Consider the following 17820-nt stretch of genomic DNA (forward strand, 5'->3'; position numbering starts at 1 on the left):
CTGCATGCAAGGCGTCTGAATAAAGATTATGAGAAGAACAGAATGAACAGCCAATCGATGGTATATATAGCAATGATCTCAGTAATGCTTAAACGTTGCTAATGGCTTTTAAAACAGTTTCTTAGAAGTTAAAAGCCCTTTTTCAGGTCTTCCATTTGAAGAAATATTATTTGATGGTAGTGATATTAAAGATTTTGAAAGAGCATTTATAGAGAAATTTGCTGGTCAAGAAGAGCAGAGACGTAAGCTCCAGAATGAAAATTTGAAAGATTATTATTCTTATAATATTTCCCTTGGTGAACTTATAGCTGGAAACTTCAATAAAGATTTTATTTGGTCATATTATCATTTAACTGCTATTGATAGTAATGGTTTTTGTATAGTACCCAAAAAATACTATTTGCAAAACTTGAAATTGGAGAATTATAAATTTGTTATTGATTTTTCTACCTGTTTGTTATTTTATGAATTATCAAAAAATTTGGATTTAAAATTTGGAAATTTTATAGTTCCAAATTCATTTATTAAAATAATTGATAATCAAATATTTCATGAGAAACATGATCCAAAGTCTAATCTTTCGATTTCTATTGAAAATGGTAAAGTCGTTCCTCATTTTTTACCCGAAGATTTTAAAGAAAAAAGGCTTGTTTTTTTAGAGGATTTGAAAGAATGGTGTTTAAAGCATGTGGAAACTCAAATACCTGAAGAAAAACTTGACCTAATAAGAGCACTTCGTGAAAAAAAAGAAATAAGTGGTTTTATAGAGTTTTATGTTGATAATGTTACATTAGCTAACAGGGAAAATTGTATAATGCTTTCTGATGATTCATTTTATTTCAAATTTGTTAATCCTCAGGATGGTAAAATTATTAGCTCTGAATATTTCCTTAATTATTTTTTTACTTCGAATCAAAAGGAAATATATGAATACTTATTAAGAAAGAAGTACGTAGGTTTAACTCTGGATTTAAATATCCTAAGTACTGCCTATTTTAATCAATTTAAGTCAAATCAGCAATACGTTTTCAATGTTGCTCTATTGAATCTTGCTCTAAAAATCAATTATATTCCCCAAAATGTAAATTTGATTTTTAGTTTTCTAAAAGAGTTAGCTTTAAAAGGAACTATTTCAGATGAGAAATATTTGATTGATGCAACCAATTTAGTTTTTCATTTACTGAGTAGTTTTCCATCTTTAGAACCAGCTCTTTTACTTACTGATTTAATTCAAAAAGAATTTTTCTTACTTCCTAAACATTTATTGATTACCTTAAAAGCTACGACCGATGCTTTGAAAATTCTTAATTGATATATTATATTTTTTCTTTCAGCTCTTCTGGAGTTAACCCCTGCCTTGTAGCGCAACCACCCCCAACCCCTCCTGACCAGGAGGGGAGCTTTTTTTGGTCCCTGCTTCTTTTTGACTTTTTGAGCCTTAAACCATAGCGTTTTCCGGAGGTTGCCAATAAAAAAAGCGCGAGCTACCAGCCCGCGCCAATCTGTTTCTTTAAGAGGTACTTTTTCTTCCGGTTTCCCTGGCGTTTAATTCAACATGCCGGCTGGCTGCTGCTTTTTATGATAGGTAAAATAAGAGGTCAGGAGCAAGGCCAGGGCAACCAGCGGCCCGATGCGCGCACTAAGCGGATCGCCGGCAGCGGTGTGGGCAATAAAGGCCGAGATCACCACGATGCCGAAGCCCGCGTAAGCCCATTCTTTAAACCGGGTGGCAACCGGCGCCAGCAGGATAACCGCACCCAGCAGTTTCGCCACGGCCAGCTCTACCCGGAAATAATCGGGGAAGCCTAAATGCGCAAAGCCCTGCTTCATTTCGGGTTGGGTAACGTAGGCAAAAGCGGAAAAAGCCATCATCAGGCTGAAAACGGCCGTTGTGGCCCAGTAGGTAATTTTAAGTACTTTCATCTGTTTAGGGGTTATTGGTTCTTTTTACAAAGTTACCTACCTTTACTATCCAAAAGGTAGCACTATCCTAAAAGGTAGTACTATCCTTTGGGGAAGTTAAATAAGAACCAATGAATACCATCGCGGAAACCTGCAACCATTCGGAAGAAGCCTGCCTGGCCAGTATCAATGCCGTAAAAGACACCTTGTATGTAGTAAATGGCAAATGGAAATTGCCGCTGCTGGTAGCGTTACAGAACGGCCCGAAACGTTTCAATGAGATCCAACGCGCTTTAGACGGGGTTACGCCGCGTATTTTATCGAAAGAACTCCGGGAACTGGAGTTGCTGGAAATGGTTACCCGCAAAGTTATGCCAACCACGCCCGTAACCGTAACCTACGAACTTACGCCCTACAGCCGGTCGCTGGATAAAGTGCTTTTCGAGATGCGTGCCTGGGGCGTGCAGCACCGCGAACGGATTAAGGAAGGCGGGAGGAAGGTTGAAGTGACAGAAGCACTTTAGTAACTTTCATCAGGCTCAAGGTCAACCACCCCCAACCCCTCCTGTCCAGGCGGGGAGCTCCTATCTACCTTATTCAGAAGGATCGTGACTTGTAGCAAACGGCAGAAAACGTTATCGATTTAAGCGCAAAAACCCAAAGTAAAGCAGGAACAAAAAGCTCCCCGCCTGGACAGGAGGGGTTGGGGGTGGTCGATTTCTGGCTACCGGCGTTAAATGGAACTAATCAGCCATTTCTGGCTTTAGCCTGCAAAAATGCTGCAACCATGAAAATCCGGAAGGAAGATAAACTGGCCAACCAACCGAACCTCAAAACCCTGCGCAAAGAACTCCGCAGCAACCTGACCCCAGCCGAGGCTGCCCTTTGGAAAGCGTTGCAGCGAGGCCAATTGGAGGGCCGGAAGTTCCGGCGACAACATAGTTTTGGGAAGTTTATTCTGGATTTTTATTGTCCGCAGGAAAAGCTGGCCGTGGAGTTGGATGGGCGGCACCATTTTTCGGAGGCAGGTTTTGCGGCGGATTCGGAACGTACGGCTTTTTTGAATAGCCACGGGATCAGGGTTTTGCGGTTTGAAAATGATGCGGTTTTTGAACAATTAGATGGGGTTTTGGAGGAGATTCGGAATGCTTTTGGCAATGCTTGAAATAACCACCCCAGGGCCCCTCCTTGAAAAGAAGGGGAGCTTTTTGGTTCCTGCATCTATTTGACTTTTTGTGCTTAAAGGGATAGAGTTTTTTTAGTATTGGAATTTCTTTTGGTTTAATATTCTTTTAGCCAGTTCAGGGCTTCGGTTTTATCTTTGAAATAGCGGATTTTGAAGGGGAGGTTTAGTTTTTGTTCTAGTTCGCGGGTGTAGCTTTTTATGAGGTATTCCCAGGCGGGTTCGTCGGGAATGAGGCGGGCTATTTTTTCGAGGTTAGTGGCGGCTAGTTTGCGGTGGTAACGTTCCAGCATTTTTTTATAATCCGGATCTTCCAGTTTGTTGAAACCGCTACGGTGGTCGGCCAGAAATTTCCGGATGTCGAAATGATTGATGTTGCGGGCTACTTTGTTCAAGCTGTCTTCAATTTCGGCCAAAGGGGTGCCTTCCAGGTCGGGCCAGGTGATGGATAAAATATGGGTTTGGGTATTGTAGCTGAGCTTTAGCAGGGAATCTGGTTCCAGGATCATAGGCAGGCTTCTTTATATATGCTGTTTCTTTCCGGGTTGTTTTTCTGATGCAACCTTTGGTGATTTTCTTTTTTACTTGATTATTAAGCTTTGTGTTTTAAGGTTCCTGCAGCCAGGCGCAGGCTTCGGCTTTGCTGGTAAAGGAACGGCCGATGAAGGGCAGGCCTAAGTTCTGGTACATTTCTGAAGCGATGTGATCGATCAGGTATTCGCGGGCGGGGTTTTCGGGGATTACGCGGGCTATTTTCTGGATCCTGGAGTGGCTTAAGGTTTTCAGAAACACTTCTACTAAATAATGGTAATGCTCTTCGTCCAGGCCTGGAACCCCAGAACTGATATCGAGCAGTAATTTTTTTACGTCGTAATTAGCTGCATTTTGCGCAAGTTTCTGTAACGAATTCTCGATCTGGGAAACGGGCGTCCCAACCGCATCCGGAAACCGGACTGTTAGAATATCGGTTTTGGGGTCGTAAATAAAATCGAATAAAGAATCTTCTTCCAGGATCATAAATCGGGCGCTATCTTTCTATAAACCTGTTTTCCGGTTTTTTTGTTTTTACGGCCAGATTTCTGAGGTATACTTATTAGTTTTTGCTTTCCAATGTAAAACATTAGCAGCTTTGTTCGCTCAAAAGAAATTATAAGGTATCTAAGAGTGTTTCTTCTTTCTCTAGCCAGGCCAGGGCTTCGGCTTTGTTGGAAAATGAACGGTCTTTAAATCGAACAGAAATGTCCTTCTGCAAGATCTGGGCGTAATGCTGAACGAGGTATTGCCGGGCCGGATTATCGGGGAGGATTCGGGCTATTTTTTCGAGGCGGGTATGAGATAGTTGCTTTAAGAATTCGTTCACCAATTCTTTGTATTGCGTTTCTGTTACCCCCTTTACGCCAGACCGGATATCGAGCAGCAGTTTTTTAACGTCGTAGTTCACCACGTTGCGGCAAAGTTTGTCAAGCGAATTCCTGATCTGGGACAAAGGTATGCCTGTCAGGTCCGGATATTTAACCGACAAAATATGCGTTTTCGTATCGTAGTTGAAATCAAATAAAGAGTCTTTTTCCAGGATCATAATCGGGCGCTTTCTTTTTATATTTAACTGTCTTGCCGGATTTTAGTTTTTATACCTTCATTCATACCGTTCTACGCACATCATTTTCGGCTTTCGGGATTGCCAATAAAGTGAACTTCCATTTTTTAGAGCCGTAACCGCATTTAAAAATGCGCCACTTTCTAATGCTGAATTGCTATGCGGAATCCGGATTTAAAACAGCAGGTAACCGATATTTTAGCCCTTGCGGATGTAACTGTAAACGGCCCTAATCCCTGGGATCTGCAGGTGCACGATGACCGGTTTTATAAGCGGGTTTTGCAGGATGGCACACTGGGTTTGGGCGAAGCTTATATGGATGGCTGGTGGGATTGTGAGCAGATAGATGCATTTGCCTTCCGGGTTTTACGCGCCGATCTGTATAAAAAAGCGAAGTTAAGCTGGAAAGCGGTACTGGAAATGATCCTGGCGAAACTGCTGAACATGCAGGCCAAAGGTTTAGCCTCGAAAAATGCGCAACGCCACTACGACATCAGCAACAAATTGTACCAGTTAATGCTGGATAAACGCCTGAATTACAGTTGTGGCTACTGGAAAAATACTGATGACCTGAATGTTGCGCAGGAAAATAAGCTGGACCTGATCTGTCGGAAATTGGGTTTGAAAGCGGGGCAAACCGTTTTGGATATTGGTTGCGGCTGGGGCGGTTTTGCAAAATTTGCCGCTGAAAAATATGGCGCAATCGTTACCGGCGTTACGGTTTCCAACGAACAAATTGCATTAGGCAGGGAGTTATGCAAAGGCTTTCCCGTGGAACTAAGATTACAGGATTACCGCGATGTAAATGAACAATTTGATCACGTGGTTTCGGTGGGTATGGTAGAGCACGTTGGTTATAGAAACCACCGGAAATTTATGGAGGTTGCGGCGCGTTGTTTAAAGAACGACGGATTATTTTTGCTGCATACCATCGGGCAGAATTTTTCGCGCACTTCCGCCGATCCGTTTACCAATACCTACATTTTTCCGAACTGTGTGATCCCTTCTATGAAACAACTTTCCGGTGCTATGGAAAACCTGTTTGTGATAGAAGATGTGCACAATTTCGGGCCGTATTATGATCTTACGTTGCAGGCCTGGTTCAGGAATTTTGATAAGCACTGGCCCGAATTAAAAGCAGATTTTGACGAGCGTTTTTACCGGATGTGGAAGTATTACCTGCTTTCCAGTGCGGGTTCTTTCCGGGCGCGGCAAAACCAGCTTTGGCAACTGGTGCTTTCTAAAAAAGGCGTTTTAGGTGGTTATGAATCGGTGAGATAACGGCTTGAAAATAAAAAAGCCCTTCAACCGGTTAGATCGAAGGGCTTTATTTCATTCAGTTCATTTATTTGGTTTTCAGTTTATCTTTAAAAACCTGTTCCAGCTTATCCATTTTGGGTTTTATCACAAACTGGCAATATGGTTCGGAGCCGTTCAGTTTAAAATAATCCTGGTGGTAATTTTCGGCTACGTAAAACTTGCTGGCCGGGGAAATTTCGGTTACGATGGGGTTCGGGAAAACTTTTTTGGCGTTCAGTTCCTTTTTATAATTTTCGGCAATTTCTTTTTGCTTTGGGTTGTGGTAAAAAATAACCGAACGGTATTGGGTACCTACGTCGGCGCCCTGGCGGTTTAGCGTGGTTGGGTCGTGCAGTTTCCAGAAGACTTCCAATAACGTTTCGTAAGCGATTTCCTGCGGATTATAAGTTACTTCAATTACTTCGGCGTGGCCGGTGGTGCCGCTGCAAACTTCTTTGTAAGTCGGGTTTTCGGTCTGCCCGCCTTCGTAGCCGCTTTGTACTTTCAGTACGCCTTTCAGGTCCTGGAAAACGGCTTCGGAACACCAGAAACAACCCATGCCAAAAGTAGCTTTCTCGGTAGTATTAGAAACGGTATTGATATTGTCGGCAAAAGTCATAGTCGTGAAAAATTGAATGAGAAATAAAGCAAAAATAGTTTTGAAACGGGAAAGTAGCATATTAAGATTTCAGTTTAAAAGAAAAGCCATTTGAGCGGTTGCTTAAGAAACAAAAGCGGCTAAACGCAAATTCCATTTCAGTACTTTTTATGCCCAAAAACCTACCGTTTTTTTTCTTTATATAAGGTCGAACGCCATGGCGTATTGCGCTAATTCGTAAGAAGAATTTATGCCTAATTTTTTCTTGATGTTTTTGCGGTGCGTATCGACGGTAGCCGTAGAAATAAATAAAGTTTCAGCTACTTCGTTTGAGCTTTTTCCGAGTGCAGTCAGTTTTAATATATCCCGTTCGCGGTCGGTTAACTTCGAGAATTTGGAATAGTTATTTCGCAGGAATTCGTTTTCTTTTTGCAGGCGGTCTACTTTGGTAGTGTTGTGGTGCGCCAGATCCAGCGGAACTGCAATGGTAATATTCAGAACCGGGTTGCCCTGGTCGTCGCGCATAAAGATTTTGGTGGAAGATGCATACCAGGTAAATTCATGATCGGGAAGGGTGCGCACCTGCTGAAAGAAAGTTACCCATTCCAGGTGGTCGTTCCGTTCCAGGGCGCCGATAATTTTGGGAACATAATCTTTGGCTTCTTCAGCATTAAAAAAACGATCGTAATAGGCCGGGCCCATGGCAATAAGTTCTTCCAGGGTAACGCCCAGCATATCGAGGCCGCGTTGCGACATGTATTCCACGCCCATTCCACTGTTGCTATGAATAATGATCACGCCAGGAATTTCATGGGCTACAGCATCTATTTCAGCAATTTTCGCCTTCATGCGGTCGGTTAGGGCGGCTTGATTGGCAGGAGCAGTATGTTGCATATAAAGTAGCTTTAGAACAGTTCGAACACATCCAAGCCACCAATATATAAAATAAAGTTTCAGGAACAGGGCTTCCGGAGTTTAAATATATTGAGAATTGTATATGTAATATTAAGTGTACGTTAAAATGGTAAAAATGGAAATATTTAGGATGGAGACCGGCTTAAAATTATTCCGTTTGCGTAGTAATTCTTACCTTTGTAGCTTGTAGACACTACATATGAAGAATATTCGGAATTTTTGCATCATTGCACATATAGATCACGGCAAGAGCACGCTGGCTGACCGACTGCTGGAATTTACCTCTACGGTAGGGCAGCGCGATATGCAGGCGCAGCTTTTAGATAACATGGACCTAGAGCGGGAGCGGGGCATTACTATTAAAAGCCACGCCATCCAGATGGAATACACTTACAAAGGCGAGAAATATATTCTGAACCTGATCGATACTCCCGGTCACGTCGATTTTTCTTACGAAGTTTCCCGTTCTATTGCCGCCTGCGAAGGTGCTTTGCTGATCGTGGATTCCTCGCAGGGTATTGAGGCCCAGACTATTTCTAACCTTTACCTGGCTATTGGTAATAACCTGGAAATTATTCCGGTGCTGAATAAAATTGATCTGCCGCATTCCATGCCGGAAGAAGTTTCGGATGAAATTATTGACCTGATCGGTTGCGATAAAGCTGATATTATTCCAGCTTCCGGAAAAGCAGGCATTGGTATTGAAGATATTCTGAACGCCATTTGCGAACGTATTCCAGCGCCAAAAGGTGATCCGGAAGCGCCGTTACAAGCTTTGATCTTCGACTCGGTTTTCAATTCGTATCGCGGTATCGAAGTTTATTTCCGGATCATGAACGGTACGCTGAAAAAAGGCGACAAAGTGAAGTTCGTGAACACCGGCAAGATCTATAATGCCGATGAAATTGGTGTACTGAAACTGAACCAGGAACCGCGTGACTTAATGAGTGCCGGTAACGTGGGATACCTGATCTCGGGTATTAAAGAAGCTAAAGAAGTTAAAGTTGGTGATACCATTACCACGGTTGATAATCCGACAAAAGAGTCTATCCAAGGTTTTGAAGAGGTAAAGCCGATGGTATTTGCCGGTATTTACCCCGTAGAAACCAGCGAATTTGAAGAACTACGCACCGCCATGGAAAAGCTGCAGCTGAATGATGCTTCTCTGGTTTGGGAGCCGGAAAGTTCGGTGGCATTAGGTTTTGGTTTCCGTTGCGGTTTCTTAGGCATGCTGCACATGGAAATTGTGCAGGAACGCCTGGAACGCGAATTCGACATGACGGTAATTACTACCGTGCCAAGTGTGCAGTTTAAGGTAGTAAACACCAAAGACGAGGAAGTTACGGTAAATGCGCCATCGGACATGCCGGAACCAAACTTCATTAAAACCATTGAAGAGCCATTTATTAAAGCGCAGATCATTACTAAATCTGACTATGTAGGGGCCATTATTAACCTTTGTATGGACAAGCGCGGCCTTATTAAAGGCCAGAATTACCTGACCTCCGACCGCGTGGAAATGATCTTTGAAATGCCTTTGGCCGAGATCGTATTCGATTTCTTCGATAAACTAAAAACGATTTCCCGCGGATATGCTTCCCTGGATTACGAACTGATCGGTTTCCGTACGTCGCACCTGGTAAAGCTGGATATTATGCTGAACGGTGAGAAAGTGGATGCATTATCTGCTATTGTACACCGCGACAAAGCGTATGACTGGGGCCGGAGATTATGCGAGAAATTACGCGAACTGCTGCCGCGCCAAATGTTCGAAATTGCCATTCAGGCCGCTATCGGGCAGAAAATTATTGCGCGGGAAACCATTTCAGCTATGCGTAAAAACGTACTTGCCAAATGCTACGGCGGTGATATTTCCCGTAAACGGAAGCTTTTGGAAAAGCAGAAGAAAGGTAAGAAACGGATGCGCCAGGTGGGTAACGTAGAAATACCGCAGGAAGCGTTCCTTGCCGTGCTCAAACTCGACTGATGTGAAAAACAAAAAGCCCCAACGTGCGAAAGTAATTTGGGGCTTTTTGTTTTCGATAATTCGATGTTCGTAGGTTCGACTTTTTGGAGTTAAAAGCATACCGTTTTGAAACTTCCTGTATCGTAGGGTTTAAACCCTACGATACAGGAAGTTAAATTCAGAACATTAATAACAGTAAAAACTTTTAAATTTTGACTTTTCAGGCCAGAAACCATATCGTTTTAGACACCAGAATTAAACATATTTTCTTCACTAATCATTAATCATTACAAAATGACCCTTCTCGACGGAAAACAAACAGCCGAAACCATTAAAGAAGAAATTGCAGCCGAAGTTCAGGCCATAAAAGCAGCCCACGGCAAAGTGCCACACCTGGCCGCGATTCTGATTGGGAACGATGGCGGTTCGCAAACTTACGTGAACAATAAAGTACTGGCCTGCGAAAGAGTTGGCTTCGACTCTACTTTGATCCGCATGGAAGACAGCATTACCGAAGAAGAATTGCTGAATAAAATTGATGAGCTGAATAACGATGCCAATATCGACGGCTTTATTGTGCAGCTGCCTTTACCAAAACACATCGATACGGAAAAAGTGCTGGAAGCCGTTAACCCAAGCAAAGATGTAGATGGTTTTCACCCGACGAACGTGGGCCGTATGGTTGCCGGTTTGCCTGCATTTTTGCCGGCTACGCCTTACGGTATTCTGCAATTGCTGGAGCGTTATAAAATAGAAACCAAAGGCAAGCATTGCGTGGTAATTGGCAGAAGTAATATTGTAGGCTCACCAATGAGTATTTTAATGGCGAAGAATGCATATCCGGGAAATGCAACTGTTACCATCTGCCACCGCTACACCGAAAACCTGGCTCATTTCACCAGACAAGCCGATATCCTGATCGCAGCAGTAGGTATTCCGGAGTTTGTGAAAGCCGATATGGTGAAAGAAGGCGCCGTGGTGATTGACGTAGGTACGACCCGCGTACCGGACGCAACCCGCAAAGCAGGCTACAAGCTGAAAGGCGATGTTTTCTTTGATGAAGTGGCGCAGAAGTGCAGTTACATAACCCCGGTTCCGGGTGGAGTTGGTCCGCTTACCATTGCCATGCTTTTGAAAAATACGTTGAGTGCGTCGAAAAAAGAAGTTTATAAGAACTAAAAATGGTATGGTTTTAAGCTCAAAAACCGGTAACACATTTTTGCTCAATACAATATAGGGATTTTCAAATGTTTTTAACAAAACTATAATCGCTGCCTCAAAAATTGCGTATAGTTTTTAAACGGCTCTTTTAAAATTTTTTTTGAAAAAAAGTTGATTTTCCGTTGGAAAATTATAATTTAACGGAATGTAATATCGAACCTCATCGTTCTCACTTAGATTAAATTTTTTTGTTGCTCAGCTGTTGCTTAAAAATAGCTGAGCAATTTTTTGAATGAATACTATTATTTTGAAAACATTAACTTTAAACAAGCCTGTATCTTCGAGAACCGTACCAGCCGATGGTACGCAATTGCCTGTAATGGAAGCTTTTTATACCATTCAGGGGGAAGGTTTTCATTCGGGTCGGGCTGCTTATTTTATCAGGTTGGGTGGTTGTGATGTGGGGTGCCACTGGTGCGACGTAAAAGAATCGTGGAATGCAGAAGATCATCCGCTGGCTACAGTTGAAGAAATTGTGAATCTGGCAGCGGCGCATCCTGCCAAAGTTGTTGTGATTACGGGTGGTGAACCGCTTATGTATAATCTGAAACTTTTAACGCAGAAACTGCATGAAAAAGGCATTCAGACCTTCATTGAAACCTCCGGCGCTTATCCGCTTTCCGGCGAATGGGACTGGATCTGTTTATCGCCTAAAAAATTCAAAGCGCCGCAGGAAAGCGTTATGCCGCACGTGAGCGAATTGAAAGTTGTGATCTTTAATAAATCGGATTTTGAGTGGGCGGAGCAATTTGCCGAAAAACTCGATCCGAAAGCGCGTCTCTATTTGCAACCTGAATGGAGTAAAGCCGATCAGGTAACGCCGCTTATTGTGGAATATGTAAAAAATAATCCGAAGTGGCAGATCTCTGTTCAGACGCATAAATACATGAACATACCGTAAACCATATGGGTAAATCGTTCGGTTTAATTTTACTAATGATCTTTGGTTTTATTGGTACAGCCTTCGCACAATCTGAAAAAGTTTCTTCAAATGTGCCCAGGGCTGTACTGATGTACCAGCGCAGCATGGATGCTGCAAAAAATCGTAATTTCGATAAGGCTATTGAGCTGATGGAAAACGCAATTAAACGCGATCCGAAATTCGGGGAGGCTTATTTGCGTATGGGCGGCTATTATAAAGTGCTGGGCAACAAAGCGAAGGCTTACGAAAATTACAAAAAGGGAATTGGTTTACTTCCGTTCAACCCGGCTTTGGTAAACGATTACCTGATGGTGGCCGATCTGAGCATTAGTTCCGGCGATTATGTTACTGCAGAAGAAAATTACACGAACTATTTAAAATCTTCGCCTAAAAATACCAAACTGAATCCGTATGTTGAATTACAGATCAAGAATTGTCAGTTTGCGCAGAAGGCTATTCAAAGACCGGTAGAATTCAAGCCCCGCCGTTTAGGTACGCATATTAACCAGTTTACGTATCAGTATTTTCCGAACGTAACCGCCGACCAACGCTATTTTTTATACACAGGCCGCGGAGCGGGTGCTGAAGCAGACGAGAATTTATACATCAGTGAAAAGACGCCTCAAGGTGAGTGGAGCAATCCGGCCTCCGTTTCGCCCCTGATCAATACGGTTCATAACGAAGGCGCAGGCACCATTTCCGGCGATGGTAAAACGCTGGTTTTCACGTCTTGCGACCGGCCGGATTCTCAAGGTGACTGCGATCTTTATATTTCGGTAAAACAAGGAAACCAGTGGAGCAAACCCCGTAACCTGGGGCACATCGTAAATTCTTCGTCCTGGGATTCACAGCCAGCCTTGTCCGCTGATGGCCGAATCCTGTATTTTGCATCGCTTCGCAAAAACGGCAGCTATGGACAGGAGGATATCTGGGTAACGCGACTGCAGGAAAACGGACAGTGGAGCGCTGCTGTTAATGTTGGTCCGACTATTAACACTTCCGGCAAAGATATGGCGCCATTTATTCATGCCAGCGGTACTACGTTGTATTTTACTTCCGACGGCCACGTAGGCATGGGCGGTCTGGATGCTTACGAAACGCATTTGACCGATAATGTGTGGAGCACGCCGCAAAATTTAGGCTATCCGCTCAATACTTTTGAAGACGAAGGTTCGGTTTTTATTTCGTCCAACAACGTAAAAGGCTACTATTCCCGTCAATTAACCAACCCGAACAGCGGGAAACGCAGCATCGATATTTATGAATTTGATGTGCCGCCGGCCTGGAAAAGTAAAGATGCTACTACTTATGCCGAAGGCCGGGTTTACGATGCCGTTACCAAAAAGCCAATTAAAGCCGATCTGCAACTCTACGATATTTCGACGGATGAACTGGAGCAGCAGGTAAGTTCTGACCAGGTAACCGGCGAATATACCATTGTGCTGAAAGAAGGCGGGCAATATGCGATGTATGCTTCTTCCGAGGGCTATTTGCTGAAAAGTATGAGCTTCGATTACACGAATAAGAAAGATTTTAATCCGTTGATGCTCGATATTTACCTCGATCCGGTAAAATCCGGTTCGTCTATCGTGCTGAACAATATTTTCTTTCCGACTAACGAATTTAACCTGGACCCGAAATCGAAGACGGAGCTTAAAAAGCTGGTTACTTTTATGAACCGGAACGCTACCATTATTGTAGAAATTTCCGGCCATACCGACGATGTAGGTTCTGATGCCAATAACCAGGTGCTTTCGCAGAAAAGGGCGCAATCGGTTACTACGTTTTTAACCAGCAACGGCATTTCTAAAAACCGCATTAAAGCAATCGGCTACGGCGAAACCAAACCCGCAGTACCGAATAATTCAGAAGCCAATCGCCAGCAAAACCGCCGTATCGAATTCCGGATTTTATCTGAGTAAAGCTTTATTTGCAGAGGCCGGTAATAAAAAACGCTATACTTTTAAGCTTTAAAAGTATAGCGTTTTTTATTGCTGTATTTCGAATGGAATACCGGAGTAATTCGTTCAAGCTATAAAAAAAGAAAACCCGACCAATTTGGCCGGGTTTTTTGCTATAAAAGCATAGCGTTTTTTACTATTTGCGATCTGCGATCGGTGTGTATTCGCGAACGGTTTCGCCGGTGTAGATCTGGCGCGGACGACCGATCGGCTCTTTGTTGGTGCGCAATTCTTTCCACTGAGCGATCCAGCCTGGCAGACGACCTAATGCAAACATTACAGTAAACATTTCGGTAGGAATGCCCATAGCGCGATAGATGATACCAGAATAGAAGTCTACGTTCGGGTACAGTTTGCGCTCTACAAAATATGGATCTGTTAAAGCAGCTTCTTCCAGTTCTTTTGCAATGTTCAATATCGGGTCAACAACCCCCAGGTCGTTCAGAATAGTGTCGCAAGCCGATTTAATGATCTTGGCGCGCGGGTCGAAATTCTTATAAACGCGGTGACCGAAGCCCATTAAACGGAACGGATCGTTTTTGTCTTTTGCTTTCTCTATCCATTTTTTAGAATCGCCGCCATCAGCTTTGATCTGCTCCAGCATTTCAATTACTTCCTGGTTTGCACCACCGTGTAGCGGACCCCAAAGTGCGCAGATACCAGCAGAAACCGATGAATAAAGCGAACCATTAGCAGAACCTACTAAACGTACAGTAGAAGTAGAGCAGTTCTGTTCGTGGTCAGCGTGCAGAATTAGCAGTTTATTCAGGGCATCTACTACCACCGGGTTAATTTTGTATTCCTCGGTTGGGTAGGCGAACATCATGTGCAGGAAGTTCGAGCAATAATCGAGGTTGTTTTTAGGGTAGTTTACCGGGTGACCAACGGAGTTTTTATAAGACCAGGCTGCAATAGTAGAAAGCTTAGCCAATAAACGGATGATGCTCAGGTTCATTTCTTCCTCGGTCTGGTTCGGGTTCAGCGATTCCGGATAGAATGCTGTAAGCGAACCAACTAGCGAAGAAAGGATACCCATTGGGTGCGCCGTAGACGGGAAACCGTCGAAAATTTTGCGCATATCTTCGTGCACCAACGTGTGCATTTTGATCTTGTTGCTGAAGTCTTCGAGCTCTTGAGTAGTTGGCAGTTTGCCGTAGATCAGCAAGTAAGCAACTTCAATAAAATTCGATTTTTCAGCCAGCTGATCGATCGGATAACCGCGGTAGTTCAGAATGCCTTGCTCGCCATCCAGGAACGTGATCGCGCTTTGCGTAGCGCCCGTGTTCTTATAACCCGGGTCTATGGTAATATAACCTGATTGGTCACGGAGCTTGGAAATATCAACTGCTTTTTCGTTTTCAGAGCCTGTGATTACTGGCAATTGGTAAGATTTACCATCTAAGATAATTTCTGCGAATTCTGCCATTAGAAAAAAAATATGGTTTTGAGTAATTTGCCTATCAAGACCGCAAATTAGATAAAAATCAATTAAAAAGAAATGTAATAAAGTTATTCTCACATTTTTAATGCTAACATAATCTTAACCAGAGCTGCATGAATAATTATTCCAATTAATGCTTGAAAAAATATTATTAGTCAGCATGCATACAATTTAAAAACGGCCTAAAAAACGGTTGACTTACGCAGTTTTGAAAGATGCCTTTAGTTTTATGCGTTTTTTAAAGCCGGGGTGCGTACCTTTGCGGCGGAAATAACGCTATCCTTTCGGGCCTGAAAACTAAGGCCTGATAAAGCAGCAAACAGTATATAAATATTTAAGCATGAATAAGATAACCACCGATATTTGCATTGTCGGCGCCGGACCGGTAGGGCTTTTTGCCGTTTTCGAAGCCGGTCTTTTAAAACTCCGTTGCCACGTGGTAGATGCCATTGCCCAGCCAGGCGGCCAGCTTTCCGAGATCTATCCGAAAAAACCGATCTACGACATTCCCGGTTTTCCGGAGGTTTTAGCCGGTGACCTGGTAAATAATTTAATGAAGCAGATCGAACCGTTCAAACCGTCTTTTACTTTAGGCGAACGCGTAGAGCATTTGCACAAACAGGAGGATGGCTCTTATATAGTAGAAACCGTTGCCGGAACTCAGATCGCTTGTAAAGTAGTGGTAATTGCGGCTGGTTTAGGTTCTTTCGAACCCCGTAAACCTGCTCTCGAAAACCTGGCGCTTTACGAAGGCAAAGGTGTAAATTATATGGTGATCGATCCGGAAGTTTTCCGTGGTAAAAAAGTGGTGATTGCCGGCGGCGGCGACTCGGCTTTGGATTGGTCTATTTACCTTTCCGGTCTGGCAGCAGAACTTACATTGGTGCACCGCGGCAGCTCTTTCAGAGGCGCACCTGAATCGGCGGAAAAAGTGGTTACGCTTACCGAAGAAGGCCAGATGCGTTTGCTTTTAAAATCGAATGCGGTTGCGTTGAATGGTAATGGAAAACTCGAAAAAGTAACTGTACAGTCGGAAGACGAAAGCACCATCGATATTGAAGCCGATTATTTCATTCCGCTGTTTGGTCTGGTGCCGAAGTTAGGCCCGATCGAGAACTGGGGACTGGAGATTGAAAAAGGCGCTATTGTAGTAAATACCTTCGATTACAGTACCAACGTGCCGGGCGTTTTTGCCATCGGCGACATCAACACCTATCCGGGCAAACTGAAACTGATCTTGTGCGGTTTCCACGAAGCGGCTTTAATGGCGCAAAGTGCGTACAGCATTATCAACCCAGATAAGAAATACGTTTTAAAATACACAACCGTAAACGGCGTGCCGACCTTATAATATGAGCGATATCAGAATTGCCGTAAAAGAACCCAACGGCGAACGTACCGAAATTACCGCCCCAACCGACATGGGCCTGAGCCTGATGGAAGTGCTGAAAGCGAACGAATACCCGATCCAGGCAACCTGTGGCGGCATGGCTTTATGCGCCACCTGCCACGTAGAGGTGCTGGAAGGCCCTGAACTAAACGAGCCATCTGATGATGAAGCTTACATGCTGGAAAGTCTGCCAACTTCCACTTCGCGCAGCCGCCTTTCCTGCCAGATAAAATTAACGCCAGAAATGGAAGGCCTGACCGTTAGAATTGCTGCCGAAGATTAGCAGGTAGATTAATTACGATCTGAAAACTCCTTTCTGAAATTATAGTGTACAGTAAAACCGCTGCGCTATAATTTTAGAGAGGAGTTTTTTATTTAGTCGAACTTCCGCAACTAAGGAAAAGCCCCCCTTTGGAGGGGGGGGAGGATTTTACATTATTTAAATATTGGAATTCAGAAATGCGTAGAGTCCTCCCCCTACCCCCTCCAAAGGGGGACATAAAATAACGCATAAAGTCATTTGTTCAAAACGCTATGGTTTTAGGCCTGAAAACTCTGAACAGTAAATTGGAACTGTCGTAAGCAGAACTTTCAGAAATTATACAATATGGCTGAAGGTTATAAAGACAAAATAGTGCTGATAACGGGTGGTGCGCAAGGCATTGGTTTAGGCATGGTAAAGACATTTGCACGGGAGGGCGCTACCGTAATTATTGTCGATTGCGATCAGGAAGCCGGCGCGGAAGCGCTCGAAAAACTGACGCAGGAAAAGTTAAAAGTACAATTCGAATTATGCGACGTAAGCCTGGAAAACCAGATCGTGGATTTGTTTAAAACGGTAGGGAAAACGCACAAAAAACTCTATGTGCTGGTAAACAATGCCGGTACCGGCTTTCAGAAACCCGTTCCGCTGGAAGAATTGTTGGCTTCGGATTTTGACAGAGTATTGGCGGTAAATTTGCGCGGACCGCTGCTTTGCACCAAATACGCCTTGCCGCTTCTGGAGAAAAGTAATGCGCCGGCGGTGCTGAATATAACTTCTACAAGAGCATTTATGTCGGAGCCGGATACCTTTAGTTATTCTGCCTCAAAAGGCGGTTTGGAAGCACTCACGCATAGTTTAGCCATCAGCTTAGCTGAGAAAAGAATTCGGGTAAATGCCATTGCGCCGGGCTGGATCGAAACCGGTCCCTGGGAAAAAGCAAGCAAACGTTACGAACCGAAACATAGCAAAGCCGATAAAGAACAACATCCGGTTGGCAGAGTTGGTATGCCGGAGGATATTGCTGAAGCCGCCTTGTTTTTGTGTTCTGAAAATGCAGGGTTTATTACCGGCCAAAGCTTAATTATAGACGGCGGCATGACGGTGAAAATGATCTACAAATAAAAAAGAAGCCTCCCGAAAACGCAGTTCCGGAAGGCATA

General features: G+C 43.7%; 18 protein-coding genes. 11 read left to right on the plus strand and 7 right to left on the minus strand.

The features are described from left to right. Positions 1-262: 262 nt before the first annotated feature. The gene (locus ACFPIB_RS17180) at positions 263-1312 is read left to right on the plus strand and encodes a PIN domain-containing protein (protein WP_378018709.1); all 1050 of its coding nucleotides are present in this window, start codon (positions 263-265) and stop codon (positions 1310-1312) included. Positions 1313-1545: 233 nt separating this feature from the next. On the opposite strand, the gene ACFPIB_RS17185 is transcribed toward ACFPIB_RS17180, so the two are convergent. Then, the gene (locus tag ACFPIB_RS17185; protein ID WP_378018710.1) at positions 1546-1923 is read right to left on the minus strand and encodes a DoxX family protein; all 378 of its coding nucleotides are present in this window, start codon (positions 1921-1923) and stop codon (positions 1546-1548) included. A gap of 110 nt (positions 1924-2033) precedes the next feature. Between ACFPIB_RS17185 and ACFPIB_RS17190 the strand changes: the two genes are divergently transcribed. After that, the gene (locus ACFPIB_RS17190; RefSeq protein WP_378018711.1) at positions 2034-2426 is read left to right on the plus strand and encodes a winged helix-turn-helix transcriptional regulator; all 393 of its coding nucleotides are present in this window, start codon (positions 2034-2036) and stop codon (positions 2424-2426) included. Between the two features lie 263 nt (positions 2427-2689). After that, the gene (locus ACFPIB_RS17195; protein WP_378018712.1) at positions 2690-3067 is read left to right on the plus strand and encodes an endonuclease domain-containing protein; all 378 of its coding nucleotides are present in this window, start codon (positions 2690-2692) and stop codon (positions 3065-3067) included. 116 nt (positions 3068-3183) lie between these two features. Here the strand turns inward: ACFPIB_RS17195 and ACFPIB_RS17200 are convergent, their stop codons facing one another. The 3 genes from ACFPIB_RS17200 to ACFPIB_RS17210 form a co-directional block, all read right to left on the minus strand. After that, complete coding sequence (locus tag ACFPIB_RS17200) at positions 3184-3594, minus strand: hypothetical protein (protein WP_378018713.1); 411 nt, start codon at positions 3592-3594, stop codon at positions 3184-3186. 97 nt (positions 3595-3691) lie between these two features. After that, a complete protein-coding gene (locus ACFPIB_RS17205; protein ID WP_378018714.1) occupies positions 3692-4102 on the minus strand; it encodes a hypothetical protein in 411 nt (136 codons plus the stop codon). 130 nt (positions 4103-4232) lie between these two features. Beyond that, the gene (locus ACFPIB_RS17210; RefSeq protein WP_378018715.1) at positions 4233-4664 is read right to left on the minus strand and encodes a hypothetical protein; all 432 of its coding nucleotides are present in this window, start codon (positions 4662-4664) and stop codon (positions 4233-4235) included. 177 nt (positions 4665-4841) lie between these two features. Here ACFPIB_RS17210 and cfa point away from each other — a divergent pair, with 177 nt between their 5' ends. Continuing rightward, positions 4842-5963, plus strand: a complete 1122-nt coding sequence (cfa, locus tag ACFPIB_RS17215; protein ID WP_378018716.1) for a cyclopropane fatty acyl phospholipid synthase — start codon at positions 4842-4844, stop codon at positions 5961-5963. A 64-nt stretch (positions 5964-6027) separates the two neighbouring features. On the opposite strand, the gene msrA is transcribed toward cfa, so the two are convergent. Next, on the minus strand, positions 6028-6600 hold the full coding sequence (gene msrA, locus ACFPIB_RS17220; protein WP_378018717.1) for a peptide-methionine (S)-S-oxide reductase MsrA: 573 nt from the start codon (positions 6598-6600) through the stop codon (positions 6028-6030). Between the two features lie 177 nt (positions 6601-6777). Beyond that, positions 6778-7473 carry a helix-turn-helix transcriptional regulator gene (locus ACFPIB_RS17225; RefSeq protein ID WP_378018718.1) on the minus strand — a complete coding sequence of 232 codons (696 nt, stop codon included), beginning with the start codon at positions 7471-7473 and terminating at the stop codon, positions 6778-6780. A 220-nt stretch (positions 7474-7693) separates the two neighbouring features. Here ACFPIB_RS17225 and lepA point away from each other — a divergent pair, with 220 nt between their 5' ends. The 4 genes from lepA (at position 7694) to ACFPIB_RS17245 (ending at position 13525) form a co-directional block, all read left to right on the plus strand. After that, complete coding sequence (gene lepA, locus ACFPIB_RS17230; protein WP_378018719.1) at positions 7694-9481, plus strand: translation elongation factor 4; 1788 nt, start codon at positions 7694-7696, stop codon at positions 9479-9481. 273 nt (positions 9482-9754) lie between these two features. After that, a complete protein-coding gene (locus ACFPIB_RS17235; protein WP_378018720.1) occupies positions 9755-10639 on the plus strand; it encodes a bifunctional 5,10-methylenetetrahydrofolate dehydrogenase/5,10-methenyltetrahydrofolate cyclohydrolase in 885 nt (294 codons plus the stop codon). Positions 10640-11000: 361 nt separating this feature from the next. After that, the gene (locus ACFPIB_RS17240) at positions 11001-11582 is read left to right on the plus strand and encodes a 7-carboxy-7-deazaguanine synthase QueE (RefSeq protein WP_378018738.1); all 582 of its coding nucleotides are present in this window, start codon (positions 11001-11003) and stop codon (positions 11580-11582) included. Between the two features lie 5 nt (positions 11583-11587). Next, positions 11588-13525, plus strand: coding sequence for an OmpA family protein (locus ACFPIB_RS17245; RefSeq protein WP_378018721.1), 1938 nt, complete (start codon positions 11588-11590; stop codon positions 13523-13525). Positions 13526-13700: 175 nt separating this feature from the next. On the opposite strand, the gene ACFPIB_RS17250 is transcribed toward ACFPIB_RS17245, so the two are convergent. Then, positions 13701-14990 carry a citrate synthase gene (locus tag ACFPIB_RS17250; RefSeq protein WP_378018722.1) on the minus strand — a complete coding sequence of 430 codons (1290 nt, stop codon included), beginning with the start codon at positions 14988-14990 and terminating at the stop codon, positions 13701-13703. Between the two features lie 355 nt (positions 14991-15345). Here ACFPIB_RS17250 and ACFPIB_RS17255 point away from each other — a divergent pair, with 355 nt between their 5' ends. The 3 genes from ACFPIB_RS17255 (at position 15346) to ACFPIB_RS17265 (ending at position 17782) form a co-directional block, all read left to right on the plus strand. Then, a complete protein-coding gene (locus tag ACFPIB_RS17255) occupies positions 15346-16356 on the plus strand; it encodes an NAD(P)/FAD-dependent oxidoreductase (protein WP_378018723.1) in 1011 nt (336 codons plus the stop codon). A 1-nt stretch (position 16357) separates the two neighbouring features. Then, positions 16358-16678, plus strand: coding sequence for a 2Fe-2S iron-sulfur cluster-binding protein (locus ACFPIB_RS17260; protein ID WP_378018724.1), 321 nt, complete (start codon positions 16358-16360; stop codon positions 16676-16678). 324 nt (positions 16679-17002) lie between these two features. Next, a complete protein-coding gene (locus ACFPIB_RS17265) occupies positions 17003-17782 on the plus strand; it encodes an SDR family NAD(P)-dependent oxidoreductase (RefSeq protein WP_378018725.1) in 780 nt (259 codons plus the stop codon). The last annotated feature ends 38 nt before the right edge of the window (positions 17783-17820 follow it).

This window comes from Adhaeribacter terreus, assembly GCF_042657365.1.
In the GTDB taxonomy this organism is placed as follows: domain Bacteria; phylum Bacteroidota; class Bacteroidia; order Cytophagales; family Hymenobacteraceae; genus Adhaeribacter_A; species Adhaeribacter_A terreus.